The organism is Bernardetia aquimarina (genome assembly GCF_042180575.1).
GTDB lineage: Bacteria > Bacteroidota > Bacteroidia > Cytophagales > Bernardetiaceae > Bernardetia.
Map to the genome: position 1 here is coordinate 1,258,057 of NZ_CP170094.1, position 20,692 is coordinate 1,278,748.

Genomic DNA, 20,692 nt, shown 5'->3' on the forward strand with positions numbered 1-20,692 from the left:
TCTGTCGAATAATTTAAATAGTTTTAGTATTTATTACTTTTTTTGTAAATTGATAGGCTTACTAACTACATTTTAAAAGATTGAACCCTATTACTCTTTTCATAAAAAAATGGTGTCTCAGTAGAATATTCTTTGATAGCAAAGTAATATTCCTGTTTTTCTATGTCTGTTTTTTTAGCACATCTTCTACTTATGGACAAGATTTATCAGTTTATTATGACTCAGCACAATTATATGGAAGTAAAGATATAGAACAACAAGATTTATATATACAAAAATTGATTTTAGAGAGTCTGAAACAAAAAAACGATTCTTTTTTATTGAAAGGATATAATATGAAATCCGTTATTTCTTATCGAAAAGGAAATACAGATAGTGCTTTTTTTTACATAGAAAAGGCATTGGATTTATCAGAAAAAACAGAAAATCATGACGTAAAAATAGATATGCTTCGTCTAAAAGGGTTTATCTATAAAAATAGGCTTTATGATAAAGATTCAGCTTTATTGTATTTTGAATTGGGACTACAAGAAAGTAAAAAGGTAAATTATAAACATGGAGAGATTAAAAGTTTAGAAGCTATATCTTTTCTTTTTATGGACAAAGGAAAATACCTTGATGCTACACAGTTGCTTTTAGAAGCTAGGCAAATAGCCTACAAAACACAGGATAAAAAAGCTCTTTCTAGCCTTGCTAACAACATTGGTCATACGTATTTACAGATGAGTATGTATGAAAAAGCATTGCCTTTTTTTTATGAAGCAAATAAATATAGAGACGATAAAGAAACAATTTCGGTTATTCCACTCAATATTGCCCACTGTTATTATAAAAAAGGAGATTACAAAAAAGCACTTTCTATTTTGGATAAAAATACGCCTTTAGCTCTCAAAACATCATTAAACACAGCCATTGAATACCATTTGGAATATGTAAATCTTTTTTTGGATGCCAAAGAACCTCAAAAAGCATTAGAAAAAATTAAAATATTGGATTCTTTGTATATAAAAGCCAAACCTCAATCCTACCATACTTTAGTAATATTGAAAGCCAAAATTCACTTACAACTAAAAGATACTTTAGCAGCACACCATTATGTTAAAGAAGTTGAGAAAGGAATATCTGCTGAAAAAGAGGATGACTTTACTAATCGTCTGGCAATGCATGAGTTGTTTTCTTACACCTATTTTTTTCTAAGAGATTACAAAAAAGCAAATTATCATTCACAAAAATACATTTCACTCTATAAAGCCACCTATAATAAAAAATTACAACAGAATATTTATGAATTAGAAGTAAATCAACGCTTACTTTTACAAGAAAAAGAAAATGAGTTGGAAAAAATAAAATATACTGCTGCATTAGAAAAAGAACAACAAAATAGAAAATATTTTTTATTAGGACTAACCACCTTTTTAGTTATTTTTGTTATTATAGTAAGAGCATACTGGATAAACAAAAAAAGTAGTATAAAACTACATAAAATAAATCTAAAACTTTCTGCAACACAAGAAGAAGTAATAAAACAAAATCGTACTCTTTCCGAACAGTCTGCTGAACTAACAACTCAAGCCGAAGAACTAAAATCTTCACATGAAGAACTGGTTACTATGAATGATAATCTGGAAAGCATGGTAACTGAACGCAGTCAAGAATTAGTAGAAAAAAATAAAATGTTAGAAGAGTATGCCTTCATTAATGCTCACAAATTACGTGCGCCTGTGGCTCGTCTTTTAGGAATTATGCAGATCCTTGAACTTTCAAAAGATACTACTGAAATAGAGTTTTACTTACAACTTTGCAATAAAGAAATTCAAGACCTTGACCGTATTGTATGGGCTATAAAAGAAGCCATTGAAGAAAAAACTCCTCTTGACCGTTGGGAATTGGAAAAAAGAAAGGAAACGAAGTAGGTTATTATTTCCTTATTTCCCCAAGACTTAAAATTTTATCATTTTCAAAAATAAAAATTAGACACTATCCTCGTCGACGGCTGCATTTGAGCCTCAACGACGGTTAAGAATCTTACTCTTAGAACCAACCGTCAACGAGGCATAAAGCCGTCGTTGAGGATTTCAAAACTATCAAAATCTATTTTCCTTTAGTAATATTATCTCCTACTCTAAAACTCCCTCCAATATTCCCAAAATTAGAGTTGTTTATTACGTTTTTGCTATTACTGATTCTTGTCTGAACATTCGAATTAGCAGTAGGCTGATGTTCTGCTAAAAGAGCTTTAAATTTTTCTATTTCTGCTTTTAAAGCTGTAATTTCTAGTTCTTCATCGGCTACGGCACTTTCTAAGGTCATTTCTAATTTTGTAGCTGCTTTTTCATCTGTTGGATTTTCTTCAATAGCTTTTACGGCATCTTTCTGACTTTTTCGTGTCAGAAGTCCACCCAAATAAGAGAAAATTTCTTTTGAACCTGCTTTTACGACTGGAACAATACCTGTTTCCTTAGCAAATTTCCCTGCTTCTTTTACATACTCTACGGCTTCTTTGATAAGATTTGTTTCTTCTGGTGTCATAATTTTTGAGTTTTGAGATAAAATTAATTTTTCTTTATTTCTTTTCCTGCTAGTCTATCTTGGATAAGCTGATGACGAAAACGCCATTGTCCTCCGTCTTTTTCCATTAAGCCTGTTTGGCTTACTTTATCAATAAAATCTATTATACCTATTGGAATCTTTTTACTTTTTATGAGTAATATATATTCAACAATATAAGAAGATATATTATTCATAATAAATATTATCATGATAAAACTGTATAAATATGTAAATACTAAGTGGTTAGTTTCATATTGATCATTAGTTACATATAGCAAAATTATGTTAACTAATAGGTATGGAAAAAATTTTACAAAATCATATATAAAAGAATTTATTAGTCTAGTGTATGCTTTTTTAATGTATGGGGTTCTAATATTTACAAATGAAATACTGCTTAATAACGAAGAAGATATCGTAAAAAATAATAACTCTAAATAAGTACGTCTTGTAATACTATGATCTATAAAAAATAATAACGTGATAACTGAAATAAATAAAAAACAAACTTTGTACACTATTCTTAACTTTGTTTTACTTAAATTTATTCTTATAGATAAGCTATTGTATTTTTTACTTCTATATTCTATTATATTTTTAAAAATAACAGATAGTATGTACATTTTGAGTACAGACAGGATCAACATGCCGTTAATTCCGATAATAGAGTTCTTATAATTAATATAGATACTATATTGTATTATTGCCTCTGTTATAAGATAAATTATTGTAGAGGTAATGCCAATTAAAGCGAAAGATATACTAAAAAAGAAGCTAAAAAATGTTACATCTCTTTCCTTTAAGTTTGGGTTTGACCATCTATCAGCTATATTTGATAGTTCGAAATTTTCACCTTTAAGATTTTCAGATAAAAACAAAAGATAGTGTTTTACTTTTTTAGGTTTTCCTTCATAGCCTTCTACCTTTTGCACTTCTTGATTAATATAAGCATCTATTAAATTTTGAGTTTCTAATTTTTCCAATCTAAAATCACTTAGCAAATAACTTTGTGCTAAAATTAGGGCTATATTTATTTCAAAAACTGTAGTTAGATAGTTTGCTTTCTCTATAGCTTTTTTGTTTTCTTCAATTATATTTAATAATATTTCTGCATCTATAATATTTTTCAGTTTTAACTGCTCTTTGACTTTCTCTAAAGTAAGAGGTACAATTTCGGTTATAGCTCGTGTAGGTAAATCTTGTTTGAGTTTTAGATATTCATTTTTTCTACAACAAATAATCCCTATTGGAAACTTTGAATTTCTACTTTTTTCTTCAAAATAATGTTTCATTGCAATTACACAATCTTTCCTATCACTTTCAGGAATTTCATCTAATCCGTCTAAAAACAAAATCATATTGTTTTCTTCTACAAGTTCTTTCGCATATTTCTTTGAAACCCCACTTCTACCTGCTGCATAAACTAAGTTTTTTTCTAGCCATTCTTTAAATGTATATTTGTCTTCTGTTCTCCACGTAGCGAGATTCAGTAAAATAGGGTAGGGATAACTTATATCATTTTTTTCTATTCTCTTTTTTGCTTCTGCTATCAATTTTTGAGCTATGGTAAGTAAAAGAACGGTTTTTCCTGAACCTGCTTCTCCAATAATTAGAAGCTGTTTTTTCTTTAAAAAATCGTTGTAAAGTGTGCTTGTATTTACGGTTTTCCCTTCGTGATAATGATTGAGAACTATATTTCTATAATCTTGTGTAGTTCCAACTTTTGTATATTTTGGCTCAAATTCTATTTTTAGATTTTCTCCTTCCATTTTTTTACTCAAACGTTCCTTATATCTTTCTTCTAAAGTATTAAGCATTTCTAGCCTTTCGTCTTTCTTTTTTTCTAATTCTTTTTTCTGTTTTTTGGTTAAATTTTCTAGTGGATTAGTATAATTATTGTTTGTTGTATTATTTCCAAATTGCACATTTCCCCCAACATTTCCCATTTGAGAGTTATTCATAGCATTTTCAGAGTTTGAAATGCTCTTTTGTTCGTTATTATTGGGAGTTGGATTTTCCACTTCTTACTTTTTTGTTTATTATTTTATCAATCTAATAGCAAGATAAGTTTTTATTAAAGAGTATTCAAATGAAAAATGAGTAATTCCATCAAAAATTTATTCCAACAAATAAGAACTAATTCATTAACTTTGTAAGTTGATAAAAGCGACATCCATTTTTTAAATAAACGAATTTGGATTAATACATAAAAAACATTCAAAATGAATAAATTAATTGCTGATATAGACATCGTTGATAATGCAAGCGAAGCTATACACGAACCTTGCGAAACCGTCAAAAAAACGGCTAACAACGCCAAAGAAGGAGAGCGAAAACTCTACATCGAAAGTTATGGTTGTCAGATGAATTTTGCTGATAGTGAAATTGTGGCTTCTGTAATGCAAGAACACGGCTTCGGAACGACTGACACAGCCGAAGATGCTGATTTGATTTTCCTAAATACCTGTTCTATTCGTGAGAAAGCCGAACAAACTGTTCGTAAACGTTTGGTTCATATCAATGGACTCAAAAAACGCAAGCCTGAAATGATGGTTGGTGTTTTGGGTTGTATGGCAGAGCGTTTGAAACATAAGTTTTTGGAAGAAGAGAAAATTGTTGATTTAGTAGCAGGACCCGATGCGTACCGTGATTTGCCAAAACTTGTAGGCGCAGTAGATGACGGACAAAAAGCTGTCAATGTTTTGCTTTCAAGAGAAGAAACATATGCTGATATTTCACCTATTCGTCTAAACTCAAATGGTATTTCTGCCTTTGTTTCGATTATGCGTGGTTGCGACAATGTATGTAGTTTTTGTGTTGTTCCGTTTACTCGTGGAAGAGAACGCAGCCGTCCTGCTGATTCTATTGTACAAGAAATTAAGGATTTGGTAGCACAAGGTTATAAAGAAGTTACTTTGCTTGGACAAAATGTAGATTCGTACAAATGGACAAATGTACCGAGAACAATAAAAGCAGCCAACTTTGAAGCAGAAACAGGACAAAAAATAAGAAATGAAAACTTTGCAACACTTTTGGAAATGGTCGCTCAAATAGACCCAAATCTAAGAGTACGTTTTACGACTTCGCACCCAAAAGACATGACAGACGATGTGTTGCACGTAATGGCGAAGTATGAAAATATTTGTAAGTATATTCACTTGCCTGTTCAGAGTGGAAATAGTAGAGTTTTGAAACTCATGAATCGTACTTATACTCGTGAATGGTATATTGATAGAGTAGATGCAATTCGTAGAATTTTGGGAGAAGATTGTGCTATCAGTTCGGATATGATTTCGGGTTTTTGTACTGAAACAGAAGAAGAACATCAAGAAACATTGACCTTAATGGACTACGTAAATTACGATTATTCGTATATGTTTTTCTATTCGGAACGTCCTGGAACGCTTGCAGCAAAGAAATATTTAGATGATATTCCGATGGATGTAAAGAAAAAACGTCTAAGTGAAATCATTGAACTTCAATCAAAACATTCATTGGCTCGTAATCAAAGATTGATAGGCAAGACGCATAAAGTTTTGGTAGAAGGAGAATCAAAACGCTCTGATAAAGATTTGCAAGGTAGAACGACAGATAATAAAGTAATCGTTTTTCCTAGAGAAAATTATGAAAAAGGGCAATACGTAAATGTACATGTTAATGATTGTACTTCGGCTACTCTTTTTGGAAAAGCTGTGAGTTTGGCGAATTAAAAATACTATAACTTATTGGTAAATGATTTGTATGATTTGGCTTCGCCGAGCTATCGGTTTTATGATAAAATGAAGATAACTGAAAGTCGGCGAAGCCAAATACAATTATATAAAGCAAAAACCCTAAAAATGAGATTATCAAATCTCATTTTTAGGGTTTTATTTTAGCTAAAAAATGCAGAAAGTCACTAATAACTTACAACTAATCACTAACCACTATTAATTACTTGTCTTGCTCTGTGGCTACACGCCAACTAAATCCTGTTCCTGAATGCTCTACAATAATACGTTGAACATCTCCAGACGCATAATCTACTGTCCCTTCATATTTTGTAGGCGAACGTTGAGCCAAGATTACAGAACCCACTTTGTTTGCTTCTCCTAATTTTTTCTGAATACGATAACGAGTAGCCGTAGAAAGTGAAATAGCTGTGTTTTCAGGATACCAACCACGTATTATATCCATATAGGCTACTAATTTTTCTTCAGAATTTGTTTGAAAAGTTATTTTTAATAAATCAGACACTATTTCTGTTTCCTGCAATTCTAATTGTACATTGAGTTCATTTTCTATCATTGCCTGCCCCAATAACTCTTTAGTTTTCTGGTCTAATTCTGTAAAATCTACTCCTTTGATTTTAGAGTAAGTAATTGGAGTCTGAGTTCCATTTGATAGCGTAACTATACCTTTATAATTTTCTCCTTCTTTTTTCAAATCCACCTTTTTTATAAGTTCTTTTCCATACATTTTTTGTAGAGAATATTGAAAATAAGTAGAAACAGAAGTATCATCTTGTTTTGGAAAAACACCAAACTTTGGATCTAAAAGAACAGGCAGTGTACTTCCATTATCTGTTGTAACAGTTGCTTCATACGCATTTCCACCAGTAGATTTTAATTCTACTTTTTCAGCAGGAATTCCCATTCCATTAATTAAGTAACGTCGTGTACTAGATTCTAATGTTTCTCCCCAAGCAGGTTGTAGTACTCCAGCCTTATCTCTTCCTACTCTCACAAAAATAGTTGCAGCAGGAATAGATTTGTTTTCAAAGGTAACTTCAGCTAAATAAGTCCATTCATCATCTGGGATAGACGGCAATTTCTGTAATGTAATTTTCTTCTTCAAATCTCCCCAATGTTCTTTTTCAAGCTCTAAAGTAGCTATTTTTTTCTCAAACATTTTTTCTACTTGTGGCTGCAAAAGAATTTTTACTTGTTCTTCATCCGAACCTACTTTGTCTTTTGAAATAAATTTTTGAACTCTACCAGCTTTTGTCAGTAAAAGTGTATCTCCTTTAAAATCAAATTGATAATCATCAGAAACACCATAGGTAACAACTTTCAATGTATTGTTATCTACTTTATACTCTCTTTCCATAACATTATCAAAAATTACTTTTTCGTCTGTTATTTTGAGTGTACTTTTATAATCCGAACGCACCCATTCCCCCTTGATTTTGGAAGAATCAGAACAACTACTCAAAAAAAGAAGTCCTAAAAATACTCCTGAACAAAATAGCTTTGATGAAAAACCTACTGAAAAAGAAAGGTTTATATTTTTGAATTTCATGATTAAAGTTAATTTTGAATAAATTGTTTGATTGTCCTTCACACTAAAAAATGTATTAAGAACTTGTTTAAACTAATAAGGCTGCAAAATTACTAAAATTAAAATTCTTAGGTAACTCTATTTACTGCAAAGATTCATAAAATGCTTTTTTGTAGGGTCTTTGTATGTGTTTTATCTGTATTTTGATTGTTTCAATCGCTCTTTTTTGAAGTTTTTGTAAGATTTAATAACTCTAGTCGCTAAAACTTGTTAAGTCTTACCAATTAAACGCTGCTTTTTTAATAAATTTGTAACTCTATTTTTTCATTTCTAATTTATGATTAAACTAAACTATAAATTAGAATCTGACTAAATACCAAATTACTTTTTGACTTTCTAAAAAACAATGAAATACTTACCTTATTTTCTTATTGCGCTAGGCGTAATTCTTATTGACCAAGCTCTCAAATTATATATTCATTCTACACTTTCTTTGGGAGAAGATATTTTGATTTTTGGCGATTGGTTCAAACTTCATTATACACTCAATCCAGGGATGGCATTTGGTATTACATTGGGTTCTGATTATGGAAAACTTATCTTGACTGTTTTCAGAATTTTTGCAGGAATCGGAATTGCGTATGTGATGGCTCGTGCAGCACTTCGTGATGCTCCCAAAGGTTTTGTTTTTAGTATGGCTTTGATTTTGGGTGGTGCATTCGGAAATATTGTAGATTCTACTTTTTATGGTGTTTTTATAGAAGGAAACGCTGTGCCAATGTATGGAAACGAACCTAGTTTTTATCCTTGGTTTCATGGGCAAGTAATTGACATGTTTTATTTTGATATTGCTTCGGGCTATTTTCCAGAATCTATTCCTTATTTTGGAGGTTCTCATTATTCCTTTTTTCCAATTTTTAATATTGCTGATGCAGCTATTTTTATTGGAGTTTGTATTATTTTGATTTGGCAAAGACGTTTTTTTCCAAAAGAAGAAGTAGAAGTAGAGGTAGAAAAATCATTAGAAGATGGAATAAAAGATGATACCACAACCGAATTTGAAAACTCAAACAACCTAGAAGGCACAGAAAATACATCAAATTCAGAAGTTTTAGAGAATAATGAAAATAAAGAAGAAGACAATACAACTACATTTGCAGATAAAATTTTGAAAGATGATTTTAAAAAGGAAGAATAATTTTATAAAATAATTATGTCGACACAAGAAAAATACCTAAATCCTTTTACTGATTTTGGATTCAAAAAACTATTTGGCTCTGAAGTTAATAGTGATTTATTGATTAGCTTTTTGAATGAGGTATTACCTCAAAAAGCACAAATAAAAACGCTTACTTATCTAAAATCAGAAAATTTAGGTCGTTCGGCAATAGACAGAAAAGTTGTTTATGACCTATACTGTGAGAATGAAAAGGGAGAAAAATTTATAGTCGAATTACAAAAAGCAAAACAAAAATTTTTCAAAGACCGTACTATTTTTTATTCTACCTTTCCTATTCAAGAACAAGCTAAAAGAGGAGATTGGAATTTTCAATTAAAGGCTATTTATACGGTGTCTATTTTAGATTTTGTGTGGAATGAAGAAGATGAGGAAAGTATAGTAAAAGAAACAGCTATGCTAATGAGTATCAATACAAACAAGATTTTTTATGACAAACTAACGTATGTATATATTCAAATTCCCCTTTTTGATAAAACAGAAAGCGAGTTAGAAACTTTAGAAGATAAATGGTTTTATGTAATGAAAAACCTTCAAAGTTTTCCTAATCGTCCTGCAGCTCTTCAAGAACGAATTTTTGATAAAGTTTTTCAAACTGCTGAATTAGCAAAATTCAACAAAAAAGAGCGTAGTAGTTATGAAAACAGCTTGAAAGTATATAGAGATATAAAAAATAGCTTGGATTATGCAGAAGAAAAAGGGGAAAAGAGAGGTTTAGAAATGGGAGTAGAGATGGGAGTAGAAATGGAAAAAAAACAAATTGCCAGAAAATTAATTTTAGAAGAATTGCCTCTTGAATTGATTGTAAAAATAACAGGTTTGGAGGAGAAGCAGCTTCAACAAATAAAAGATAATTTATAAAAATGAATTATTCTGATTCAATAGATTTGATAGAACGATTAGCCTCTTTAGCTCCAAAAGAAGATGAGGTTTTATTCGATTCTAATTCTAAAAAAGGAATTTTGTATGCTACAAATTCAGAAGGAGAAAAACTATTTGACTTTCGTGTTCCGATTACGTTTCCGACACTTCCAAAAAAAGAAGATGAACAAAGAACACTTTGTCTTTCAGATTATTCTGATAAAATTTCATTTTTACCAAAACCGTATTTACTTATTTTGATTCAAGCTGGTTATGCTTCTTTAGGTTATTTTGAGGAAGGAGAACTGGTTTATCATAAAGCAATTACAGCGTATATGGTCAGAAAAAAACAAGGAAAAGCACAAATAAAACACTTGAATTCTAAAGGCAAATCTCGTTTGGGTTCTCGTATTCGCTTACAAAATACCATTCATTTTTTCGAACAAATTAACCTAAAACTAAAAGAGTGGCACAAACAATCAAACATTTTTGATAAAATAGAACACATCGGACAAAGTGGCTCTTCTGATTTATGGTATTTATTTTATACTTCGAAAGAAGAAGCTCCTTTTCAAAAAAATGATTCTCGTCTTCGTAAAATTCCTGTAACGGTTCACTCTCCAAACTTTGAAGAATTGCAGCGTGTAAATAGTTGGGCAAATCAAGGAAAACTAACTCCTTACCAAGATGATTTACCTTTTTTAAATAATCTAGGAGATGTAATTGAATGGTAGTTTTATCAGTTATCAGTTATCAGTTATCAGTTATCAGTTATCAGTTATCAGTTAGGTAAAATTACATTTTGAAATGATTGTTTTGAGTTTTTATTAAAAAATAAATTAGTAATTTTCTTATCTTCTTTAATTTGAATTAGTAACTTAATAAGTAACTGGGTAAATTATTTATAGGTTAACAAAATCTGTCTGACACCTCAAAGGTGTCTTGACAGTTTAAATTTCCAGTTTCTAATTCTTTTTAGATATGTTTTATTTTGCTCAGTTACTTATTAAAGTCATTCGTATTTCATAACTTATCACTTACAATTTATCACTTATCACTATTTTATGTTAGCATTCATCACAGGCGCAACTTCAGGAATTGGACTTGCCACAGCACACATTTTTGCAGAAAACAATATTAACCTTATTCTTTGTGGAAGAAGAACAGAAAGGCTTCAAGAATTAGAAAAGGAATTATCTCAAAAAGTAAACGTAAAAACACTTTCTTTTGATATTCGTAATAGAGAAGAAGTTCAAAAAGCTGTTGATTCGCTTGAAGATTCTTTTAAAAATATAGATATTCTCATCAATAATGCAGGAAATGCACACGGACTTTCTTCCATTCAAGAAGGAAATTTAGACGATTGGGATTTTATGATTGACCTCAATATAAAAGGACTTTTGTATGTAACAAAAGCACTTCTACCAAAACTATTGAACAAAACAAGGTCAGAAAAAAACAAAGGACAGATTATAAATATTGGTTCGATAGCTGGAATAGATTCGTATGCAAATGGAAATGTCTATTGTGCCACTAAGTCTGCCGTTGCGATGCTTAGTGAAACAATGCGTATTGATTTACTCAAAGAAAATATAAAAGTAAGCGAAGTAAAACCAGGATTAGTAGAAACCGAGTTTTCGAAAGTTCGTTTCAAAAATGATGAAAATAGAGCCGAAAAAGTTTATCAAAACTATACACCACTTACAGCGCAAGATATTGCAGAATTGATTTATTTTGTAGTTTCTCGTCCTTCACATGTCAATATTGCTGACATTTTGATTTTGCCAGCCGACCAAGCAAAATCTGCTATGGTAAATAAGAAGTAATTCGTTTTATACACTCGTCGGTGGAGATATATCCACCGACAACGACTAAAGAATCTAATCCCATGTTTTTATAAAAAAAAGAAATTCGTAATTCGTAATTCGTAATTCGTAATTCGTAACAGGGCATGTTCATAAAAACTTTGTCAGTAGTTTTTGGTAATCCAAAATAACTCTGACAATAGTTTAGGTACAGACGAGCTTATTTTTCCAACTATTGACAGCCTTCTGAAAGGACTGTCAAAGTTAAAAAAATGCTATAACTTATTTGATTAAACATATTCACAAGCTCAATTATTTTTTATGAACATGCCCTGTAATTCGTAATTCGTAATTAATTACCTTTTTCCATAAACCAACCCGAATACTTGATATAATTATTTGCTATTCGTTGTAACATTTCGCCTCTTTCTCCGATTGGTTTTACTTTTTTAGCAGGAACACCAGCATAAATAAATCCACTTTCAATTTCTGTTCCTTCCAAAACTACTGCACCTGCTGCTACAATACTTCCAGTTCTAACAATTACCCCATCCATCAATCGTGCGCCCATTCCTATCAAAACGTTGTCTTCAATCGTACAGCCATGAACGATGGCATTGTGTCCGATACTTACATAATTTCCGATGGTTGTCGGTGCAGTTTCGTAAGTTCCGTGAATAGTTGCATTGTCTTGAATATTGGTGTGATGACCGATTCTGATATAATTTACATCACCACGAACAACAGCACTAAACCAAACACTACAATTATTACCCATTTCTACTTCGCCAACTATTGTAGCATTGGGAGCAAGAAAACAATCTTTGCCAAATTTTGGAGAAAAACCACGCACAGGAAGAATTAAAGCCATATTTATTTTTTTTAGGTCGCTCGTGGGGACACAAGCAACGGATACATTGAAAATATTTTTTAAAATAGTATGTTCTTCTTAATTGTAAATCAAAAAATCTACCATTGCTCGTGTCCCCACGAGTGATAAACAGACACAACAAAATTAATAATTTCCTAACGATTTGGAAATTACTATGAAATGTAGAAGTCGTAATTTAGTAGCATCAAAAGAAGATTATTTATTGTTTTCAATTTTTTATTAAAAACATTTTGCTGTTGTTGTCTCCACCAATAACAAAAAACCAAAATTACGACTACATCAATTATGAACACGACTGCTCAACATCAAATTGCAAGTTATAAACTTCAAATTAAAAATGTTCTTTCCCAACTCAAAACAGAATATGATAGTTTGAATACAGCCAATGAATCTACTACTGAAAATGAAACTATTTCGCCAAAAGAACTCCGAAAACTAAGAGAAATGTCAAAACGATTGAATGAATATTGTAGCGATGTAATGGCATATCAAGAAAAAATACGTTTTTTGAGTGCTGAATAAATTCAATTATTGAAAAGGAATTTCTATAAAAAAAGTTGTTCCCTCATTCAAGTTATTTTCTTGATTATTCATTTTGCTATCTACTTTTATTGTCCATTTGTGGGCTTTTATTACTTGTTTGATATAACTAAGCCCTAATCCAAAACCTTTTGTAGTGTGAATATCGCTGTTTTGGATTCTAAAAAATTTATCAAAGATTCGTTTTTGATATTTTTTATCGATTCCTATTCCATTGTCTTTTATGGACAGAGTTAGTCTATTTTTTGATTGAAGTGAAATAGAAATTTCTACAAAAGGCGTATTTTGATTGTATTTGAAGGCATTTTCTAAAAGATTGTGTAACATATTTTGAAAATGAACTTTATCAGCTTTTATAAAAATCTCATTTTCTATTTGATTTTCTCCTTCTGTAAATTGAATTTTAAAATCTTGATTCTGAAAGTCTTGTTTTGCCAAAACCTCTAACTCAAAACTCTGTATTGTTTCTTGAATCGTTTCTTGAAGATTAATTTTTTCTAAAGAAAGAGGCACATAACTACTTCGTTCTAACATCAAAAGTTCGACGAGCTTTTCTACCTGCGAATTGAGCCTTTCGGTTTGTTCTTTTACAATAATGGCGTATTGATTTTTTCTTTCTTTCTCCTTTTGAGTTCGTTCATGTGTGATTTCTGCATTTTCATCATTATTTATCAAAACCTTTGCAGCAATTCCTAAAATAGAAATAGGTGTTTTCAACTCGTGTGTAATATTATTGATAAATTGTTTTTGAGCTTGTGAAAACTGCCTTTGTGTAATAATAAAAAACATTCCATAGACCAAAAAGAAAATTACCAACAGCAAAATCACTGATAAAAATATCCAAATATCCATTTCTGAAACGAGTTGCGAAGAAACCGAAGGAAACCGAATACCAAAATAATAATTTTGTCCTTCCCATTTTGGCAGCTCTTTTTTAAGTCTTTGTGTATTTTTAGAATTAGTATCTGATTGATTTGATGAAATATAATTTCCATAGACCATCTTTTCGCTATCACAATCATAAATTCCATATTCAAAATCAGTCTGAATATTCCTTTTAGAAAACTCACTTTTCAAAAAATATTCCAACACAGCAGCATCAATTTCACAGTTTACACTAACCGTATAATAATCACTAGAAAGCTGATTAATAGGAGAATTAGAAGGCAAAGTAGTTTTGTTATAATCAGCAATTTTTTCAGCAATATTCTGTAAAGCGACTTGTATTTTTTGTTCGTTTTGTTTTCTATTGGCATCAAAAGCACGTTGCACCCAATAAATTTGAATAGAAATAATTCCAAAAATAGAAAGTAAAGCAAAAATTAAAAGAAGAATGATAGTTTGTTTGTTCATTAAAAATACGTTTTGACCAAAGAGATAAAAGAGAAATCCTGTTATTTCTTTGAATTTACTTCTAAAATCTGACTTCTACCTTCTACATTTATTCTATTAACATCTCCTTAACAAACCTTTGAAAGTCATTAACAGCGTTGAAAGGTGTTTTGCCGTATATTTGTATAAGTTCTTGTTGCAACGATAGCTTAATTTTATCAAATCGTTATTTACACTTTAAATTTTCAAGATTATGCAAAAGCAATTTTTTGGTTTTCTCTTTACATTAGTTACAATTTCTTTTTTATTCGCTTTTTCTCCAGCCTACAATTCTATCAACTGGAAACAAACCAGTATTGACTTTGGAAAAATAGAACACAATAAACCTGTAACAGCTACTTATGAGTTTGTCAATACAGGCAAAACTCCGATTGTCATTCAATCTGCAAAAGGTTCTTGTGGTTGTACAGGAGTAGAGTTTTCGAAAGAGGCTATTCCAACAGGACAATCAAGCAACATAAAAGCAACTTTCAATGCTGCCAAAATTGGTGCATTCAGCAAAACTGTTACCGTTACAATAGCTGGCGAAAATGAGCCTGTTGTGCTTCGTTTTAATGGAGAAGTGGTTGAATAAATTACGGATTACGGATTACGGATTACGGATTACGGATTACGGATTACGGATTACGGATTACGGATTACGGATTACGGAAAATAAAATAGCGAACTAAAAAATACAATTTAATTTTTGTGTTTCATTAAATTCGTAATTTTTAATTCGTAATTCGTAATTGATTAATGAACTTTATTATTCAATTTTTGGTTTTGAAAAAGTATATGATAAAAATTAGGTGCAATTCAATTTATTAATAATAATTTTACGTGAAATTAATATTATAACAAACTTAATTTGCATAATTTTGGCATATACAAAATTTAACAAATCAATTTACAGTTATGTAATTAGATTTTAATTTTATTTATTTCTCCATTAATCCAAAATTCTAAAGTCATGGTTAGTCGGAAAGTGTTAGTATTGAATGCAGATTATCGTGCAATTTCTGTTTGTAGTGTAGCCAAAGCGTTTTTGCTTGTTTATCTACATAAAGCTGAGATGGTAAACTCTGTTCCTGATGGTTTTATTCAAACAGTAAACAAATCTTTCGCTGCTCCTTCTGTTATTCGCCTAAATTCTTACGTCAATATTCCATACAGAGGAGTCATGCTTACACGTCAAAACATCTTCAAACGAGATGGAAATCAATGTGTGTATTGCAACAGTAAAAAAGACCTTACCCTAGACCACGTTGTGCCACGCTCTCAAGGTGGAAAAACATCTTGGACAAACTTAGTAAGTGCTTGTCAGCGTTGTAATTCAAGAAAAAGTGATTTTAGTCTTGAAGATGTAGGAATGAAATTACCTTACAAGCCATTCAAGCCTACTTTTGTGATGTTTTTACGTGAGTTTTCAAGAATGGGAGATGAAAACTGGAAGCAGTTTTTACAACATGCCTAAATCATTTTTATGACAGAAAAGTTACAATACACAAATAGATTTTTAATCTCTTGGCACATTTTACAAAAAAACAAACCTTCCTAAAATTGATTTTAATATCAACTTTAAGAAGGTTTTTTATTTTAAATTACAACCTTTTTCCATTTGTAGATTTTGATGCTTCTATTTGTTTTGCAGGGTTAGGCAATTCTTTTTTTGTAGCAGTCTGAATTTTTGCTATTCTTTTAGGAGTTGGGTCTAGCATAATTCTATTCGAAAGCCATTTACTAGCATCTGATAATTGCTCAAAAACTTGTACTTTATACTTTCCTTGACTATTTTTATTTAAAAACATTTCTAATGAAATATTTGAAAAAAGGTCATTTCCTGTATTAATTGCCCAATAAAACATTCCTGCTTCGATAGCACGAGGAGTCCAGTCATTTGTAAGCCAATCGTTCGCTTCATTCCAAGGTCCTACAATCTGACTATGGTCTGCCAAAACTGCCACAGCATTGTTTTCTGCTACTTGTTCGATAATCTTATTATATCCTGCCTTGATATCCTGCATACGAATAAAACCTTTCCATTGATAAAAAACCCATTGCGATTTTTCGTCATATTCTACAGTTAGACAGACAGAACCAAATTCGTTATTTACGTGATGAATCATAGCAGAAATATTTTTAAAATACCTTGTAGTAATACAAAAAAAGTAACATATAATTATATTTTTCCATCAAAGTGAAATATATTAACAAAAAAATAATCTAAGCTACCAAAATACTAATTTTGATTCTATTTTCAAAAAAAGCAATCTAAAAGTCTATTTATTTTGACCATTTATTACTCCTCTTCTTGATGTGCTTTTTCTTTTGATTTTCTACCTCTCTTTTTGGGTTCTTTAGATACTTCCTGTTCTACTTTTTCTGGTCTTGGTCTAGCAAAAACCCATTCAGTCTCTGTAGATATTTCGGCATCAAATTTATAACCATCTTCTTCAAAGAATTTTAATTTACTTGGCTGCTTGATTTTATTTTGAATAATATAACGAGCCATTTTGCCTCTCGCTTTTTTTGCATAAATAGCAACTGTTTTTAATTCTCCATCTTTTTCTTCTTTGAAAAGAGGTGTTATGGCTTTGAGCTTAAAATGTCTATTAAAGATAGCTTTTGCATATTCTTGGGAAGCCAAATTAATAATGGTATCATCTGGATAACGAGTATTAAAATAATCTGTTAAAAATTTGTCCCAAAACTGATACAAATTCTTTCCTCGTCTTGTTTTTAAAGGCGTTTTCATTTCCAAACGATAAGGTTGAATCAAATCAAGAGGACGCAAAATACCATAAAAGCCTGAAATAATACGCAAAGTAGATTGTGCAAAATATAATTCTTCATCTGTAAGAGTATCCGAATCTAAGCCTTCATAGACATCACCACGAAAAGCTACAATCGCCTGTCTATCATAATCTGGATTAAATGGAAATTGAATATCTTGAAAGCGATTATAATTTAAGAAAGCTAATCGTTCGCTTACTTGCATAACTTCTTGTAACTCATCGATTTCTTTTTTCTGAACTTCTTCTAAAAGTTCTTTGGTGTCTAACATAAACTCGGGTTGAGTTTGTATATCTGTCCGATTTATATTCTCAAAATCTTGTGTCTTTGAAGGGGAAAGTATAACAATCATAAGTATTTATTTAGTAAGTAGTAAGAAGGGTAATTTAGTTTTCTTATTTTTGTAAATATTTTTTTTGTAAAAATACACAATTCCTAAATTGTATTTTAGTCATAATAAATTATCACGACAGTTAATTAGGAATTGTTTATTTTTTTTAACAAAAAAACATAAAATAATTTTATATTCAAAACGGACACCAAACTAATAGTCAAATTAAACTAAATTATTATGCGTCAAAAAATTGTAGCAGGAAACTGGAAAATGAATCTTAACAAAGAAGAAGCTCAAAGTCTTACTTCTGAAGTTGTGGGAATGAGTAATGATGAACTAGCAACCAATCAAAAAAATGTAAAACTTATTCTTTGTTCTCCTTTTATTCATATTTCTACTATAAAATCACTTTTCAAAAATACTAAAAATATATATTTAGGAGCGCAAAATGTAGCTTCTAAAGAAAAAGGAGCTTATACAGGCGAAATTTCGGCTGAAATGCTTGCTTCTTATCAAGTAGAATATGTTATTATCGGACACAGTGAAAGAAGACAATATTTCAAAGAAACAAATCAAGAAATTGCTCAAAAAATTGATTTAATTTTTGCTAATAAAATGCTTCCTATTTTTTGTTGTGGTGAAACATTAGAACTCAGAGAAGAAGGAAATCATGTCGAATTTATCAAAAATCAAATTTCAGAAAGTCTTTTTCATTTATCAAACTCTGATTTTGAAAAAGTAGTCATTGCTTATGAACCTATTTGGGCAATCGGAACAGGAAAAACTGCTTCTAGCCAGCAAGCACAAGAAATTCATGCAGAAATAAGAAAACATATCACATCAAAATATGGAAAAGAAATAGCAGACAAAACACCTATTTTGTATGGGGGAAGCTGTAAACCTGATAATGCAAAAGAACTTTTTGCTTGTCCTGATGTAGATGGTGGACTTATTGGAGGAGCTGCTCTAAAATCAAGAGATTTTGTGGAAATTGCAAAGTCATTTTAATGACCTAAATTATTACTCCCTAACAAAAAACTATTCATTTTATAAAAATGAATAGTTTTTTTTGTGATTTAAAAATAGAGCAGACCAAAGACAATATCTAATCTATTTTAAACGAATAAAAGAAATATTGCTAATCTGAATTCACCTTTCAAACTATAGTTAGGACAAGACATATTTTTCAAATTTTAGCAAATCTTGCAAAAGTCCTAAGTCTAAGAAAAACCAACTTCAAAGCCAATTACTAAAACATCATCCATTTGTCCTCTCCTTTGTTTTCCTTTCCAATCTTCAAAAATAGTTTCTAATACTTCTTTTTGCTCAGAAAAAGGACTAGTAGAAATCTCTAAAAGGGTTTGTTTAAATCTTGTTGTGTTATATGTTACATCTTCTTCTCCTCCAAACTGGTCTTGAAAACCATCTGAATAAATATAAAAAGAAGTCGTAGAATCAATAGAAATGGTATGATTGGTAAACTGTTTTTGCTGCTTTTTAGCTAAATTTCCTCCTACTGAAGTTCTATCTCCTTTTATAACATGTACTTCATTATTTTGAATATAAACTAAAGGATTTTTTGCTCCTGCAAATTCTAGTTTGTTGTTTTCCAAATCTATCATACAAATGGCTGCATCCATTCCATCTCTTGTAGAACGAATAGAGAGATCAGTTTGCTGAAGAGCTTTGTCTATTTTTTGGTTTAAATTTGTAAGAATCTGAGAAGGAGTAAAAATATTTTTATCTAAGATTGCATTTAATAACTCATTTCCTATCAAAGACATAAACGCACCTGGAACGCCATGCCCAGTACAATCAATAGCAGCAATAATAATTTTATTATCCACTTTATGAAAATAGTAAAAATCTCCACTTACAATGTCTTTAGGTTTAAAAAGCACAAATGAATTGGGCAAACTTTCTTTAATTTTTTCTATTTTAGGAAGCATAGCTTCTTGAATGCGTTTGGCATAATTGATACTTGCTGTAATACTTTTATTTTTTTCTTCTATGTTATTATTTTTTTCTTCTATAATTTTATTTTTATCCTCCAAAGCTTCCATATTGTAAGTCATTTCACTATTTACTAGACTTAGCTTGTTTTGTATTGTTTCTAGTTCTTCAATATTTTGTCTTAATTCTTCTTCAGAAACTAGTAAACGTTTATTTTTATCTTGTACTTCCATTTTATTTTTAATCAGAAAAATACTATTCTGTCTAAAAATAATTGCCCACCAACCACATACAACAGCCATGATAGAAACAATAGTAAAATGAATAGCAAGTTGAAAAGCAGTTACATAAGCTACTGTTTCTCCCTCAAGAGTTACACCATTATAACTAATAAAATATTGCCCTAAACTTTCCATTCCATACACTACTTGCAAAACAGCCAAAATACTATGATGTCCAACAGTAAGGATAGCATAAGGAATCATAATACGCCAATCTTGATAAATAATGAGAAGAGCTGCGTTTACAAAAAAGAAAAAATGAGTTTCTGCCATGCCATGCATCTGTCCAATAAACTGTAACATAAAAACAGCATAAACAATACTAATAAGCATACGGGCATACAATTTATTGCTCAATAAAAAACGAGCAGCCAAATAAATACCCAAAGCACAACCTCCTGTAATGAAACTAAAAAGCCATGTTTCATAAATAGGTGCTAAAAAAACTCCAATAACAAAAAATATCATTACAAACTTATCAGATATTTTATCAGCTTTGGTTTGTACTTTTATTAAGTATCTTTTAAGATATAGCTCTTCTGAAATTTCGTCTGTGTCAAAAACAAGCTCTGAATTGTCAATTATAGATGATTTCATATATTTTCAGAAAAAGTAGTAAGTTTTTTGCCTAACTTAACTATTTTTTACTTAAAAATAAAGTTATTTCTATGATTATACTCATACACTTTTGGTTTTCGAAAAAGTAAACCTGTCGGACACTTTAACTTTATTGCAGGCTAAAGCTGTTCATAAGTATTATTACGATTAATAAAACAAACTATCTGAAACCTTGAAGGTATGCTGATAGGAGAA

General features: G+C 30.4%; 19 protein-coding genes. 10 read left to right on the top strand and 9 right to left on the bottom strand.

Annotated features, from left to right (window positions below):
- Window positions 1–80 precede the first annotated feature (80 nt).
- Window positions 81–1,913, top strand: a complete 1,833-nt coding sequence (locus tag ACE193_RS05245) for a tetratricopeptide repeat protein (protein WP_375561955.1) — start codon at window positions 81–83, stop codon at window positions 1,911–1,913.
- Window positions 1,914–2,091: 178 nt separating this feature from the next.
- Here the strand turns inward: ACE193_RS05245 and ACE193_RS05250 are convergent, their stop codons facing one another.
- Window positions 2,092–2,529, bottom strand: a complete 438-nt coding sequence (locus tag ACE193_RS05250) for a hypothetical protein (RefSeq protein WP_375561956.1) — start codon at window positions 2,527–2,529, stop codon at window positions 2,092–2,094.
- 23 nt (window positions 2,530–2,552) lie between these two features.
- Entirely contained in the window at window positions 2,553–4,367 is a 1,815-nt protein-coding gene (locus tag ACE193_RS05255) for an NACHT domain-containing protein (RefSeq protein WP_375561957.1), read from the bottom strand.
- A 405-nt stretch (window positions 4,368–4,772) separates the two neighbouring features.
- On the opposite strand from ACE193_RS05255, the gene miaB reads away from it, so the two are divergent.
- The gene (gene miaB, locus ACE193_RS05260; RefSeq protein ID WP_375561958.1) at window positions 4,773–6,260 is read left to right on the top strand and encodes a tRNA (N6-isopentenyl adenosine(37)-C2)-methylthiotransferase MiaB; all 1,488 of its coding nucleotides are present in this window, start codon (window positions 4,773–4,775) and stop codon (window positions 6,258–6,260) included.
- Between the two features lie 223 nt (window positions 6,261–6,483).
- Here miaB and ACE193_RS05265 read toward each other — a convergent pair whose 3' ends face one another.
- On the bottom strand, window positions 6,484–7,830 hold the full coding sequence (locus tag ACE193_RS05265) for a hypothetical protein (RefSeq protein WP_375561959.1): 1,347 nt from the start codon (window positions 7,828–7,830) through the stop codon (window positions 6,484–6,486).
- A gap of 385 nt (window positions 7,831–8,215) precedes the next feature.
- On the opposite strand from ACE193_RS05265, the gene ACE193_RS05270 reads away from it, so the two are divergent.
- The 4 genes from ACE193_RS05270 to ACE193_RS05285 all read left to right on the top strand — a co-directional run bounded on the left by ACE193_RS05270 (window position 8,216) and on the right by ACE193_RS05285 (window position 11,733).
- Window positions 8,216–9,007, top strand: coding sequence for a lipoprotein signal peptidase (locus tag ACE193_RS05270; protein ID WP_375561960.1), 792 nt, complete (start codon window positions 8,216–8,218; stop codon window positions 9,005–9,007).
- 15 nt (window positions 9,008–9,022) lie between these two features.
- On the top strand, window positions 9,023–9,907 hold the full coding sequence (locus tag ACE193_RS05275; RefSeq protein WP_375561961.1) for an Rpn family recombination-promoting nuclease/putative transposase: 885 nt from the start codon (window positions 9,023–9,025) through the stop codon (window positions 9,905–9,907).
- Window positions 9,908–9,909: 2 nt separating this feature from the next.
- A complete protein-coding gene (locus ACE193_RS05280) occupies window positions 9,910–10,641 on the top strand; it encodes a hypothetical protein (RefSeq protein WP_375561962.1) in 732 nt (243 codons plus the stop codon).
- Between the two features lie 330 nt (window positions 10,642–10,971).
- A complete protein-coding gene (locus ACE193_RS05285) occupies window positions 10,972–11,733 on the top strand; it encodes an SDR family NAD(P)-dependent oxidoreductase (protein ID WP_375561963.1) in 762 nt (253 codons plus the stop codon).
- Here the strand turns inward: ACE193_RS05285 and ACE193_RS05290 are convergent.
- Window positions 11,714–11,860, bottom strand: a complete 147-nt coding sequence (locus ACE193_RS05290) for a hypothetical protein (protein WP_375561964.1) — start codon at window positions 11,858–11,860, stop codon at window positions 11,714–11,716. The two genes, ACE193_RS05285 and ACE193_RS05290, sit on opposite strands and share 20 nt — an antisense overlap.
- Window positions 11,861–12,064: 204 nt before the next feature.
- Window positions 12,065–12,583 carry a gamma carbonic anhydrase family protein gene (locus ACE193_RS05295; RefSeq protein ID WP_375561965.1) on the bottom strand — a complete coding sequence of 173 codons (519 nt, stop codon included), beginning with the start codon at window positions 12,581–12,583 and terminating at the stop codon, window positions 12,065–12,067.
- A 306-nt stretch (window positions 12,584–12,889) separates the two neighbouring features.
- Here ACE193_RS05295 and ACE193_RS05300 point away from each other — a divergent pair, with 306 nt between their 5' ends.
- Complete coding sequence (locus ACE193_RS05300; RefSeq protein WP_375561966.1) at window positions 12,890–13,126, top strand: hypothetical protein; 237 nt, start codon at window positions 12,890–12,892, stop codon at window positions 13,124–13,126.
- Between the two features lie 6 nt (window positions 13,127–13,132).
- On the opposite strand, the gene ACE193_RS05305 is transcribed toward ACE193_RS05300, so the two are convergent.
- Window positions 13,133–14,497, bottom strand: coding sequence for a sensor histidine kinase (locus ACE193_RS05305; RefSeq protein ID WP_375561967.1), 1,365 nt, complete (start codon window positions 14,495–14,497; stop codon window positions 13,133–13,135).
- A 232-nt stretch (window positions 14,498–14,729) separates the two neighbouring features.
- Between ACE193_RS05305 and ACE193_RS05310 the strand changes: the two genes are divergently transcribed.
- Complete coding sequence (locus ACE193_RS05310) at window positions 14,730–15,110, top strand: DUF1573 domain-containing protein (protein ID WP_375561968.1); 381 nt, start codon at window positions 14,730–14,732, stop codon at window positions 15,108–15,110.
- Window positions 15,111–15,488: 378 nt separating this feature from the next.
- A complete protein-coding gene (locus ACE193_RS05315; RefSeq protein ID WP_375561969.1) occupies window positions 15,489–15,992 on the top strand; it encodes an HNH endonuclease in 504 nt (167 codons plus the stop codon).
- A gap of 127 nt (window positions 15,993–16,119) precedes the next feature.
- Here the strand turns inward: ACE193_RS05315 and ACE193_RS05320 are convergent, their stop codons facing one another.
- The gene (locus ACE193_RS05320; protein WP_375561970.1) at window positions 16,120–16,644 is read right to left on the bottom strand and encodes a hypothetical protein; all 525 of its coding nucleotides are present in this window, start codon (window positions 16,642–16,644) and stop codon (window positions 16,120–16,122) included.
- Window positions 16,645–16,817: 173 nt separating this feature from the next.
- Window positions 16,818–17,663: a peroxide stress protein YaaA gene (gene yaaA / locus ACE193_RS05325; RefSeq protein WP_375561971.1), complete on the bottom strand. Its 846-nt coding sequence runs from the start codon at window positions 17,661–17,663 to the stop codon at window positions 16,818–16,820.
- 219 nt (window positions 17,664–17,882) lie between these two features.
- On the opposite strand from yaaA, the gene tpiA reads away from it, so the two are divergent.
- Window positions 17,883–18,653: a triose-phosphate isomerase gene (tpiA, locus tag ACE193_RS05330; RefSeq protein ID WP_375561972.1), complete on the top strand. Its 771-nt coding sequence runs from the start codon at window positions 17,883–17,885 to the stop codon at window positions 18,651–18,653.
- 212 nt (window positions 18,654–18,865) lie between these two features.
- Here the strand turns inward: tpiA and ACE193_RS05335 are convergent, their stop codons facing one another.
- Window positions 18,866–20,476 (bottom strand): SpoIIE family protein phosphatase, encoded by a 1,611-nt coding sequence (locus tag ACE193_RS05335; RefSeq protein WP_375561973.1) that lies wholly within the window; start codon window positions 20,474–20,476, stop codon window positions 18,866–18,868.
- Window positions 20,477–20,692 lie beyond the last annotated feature (216 nt).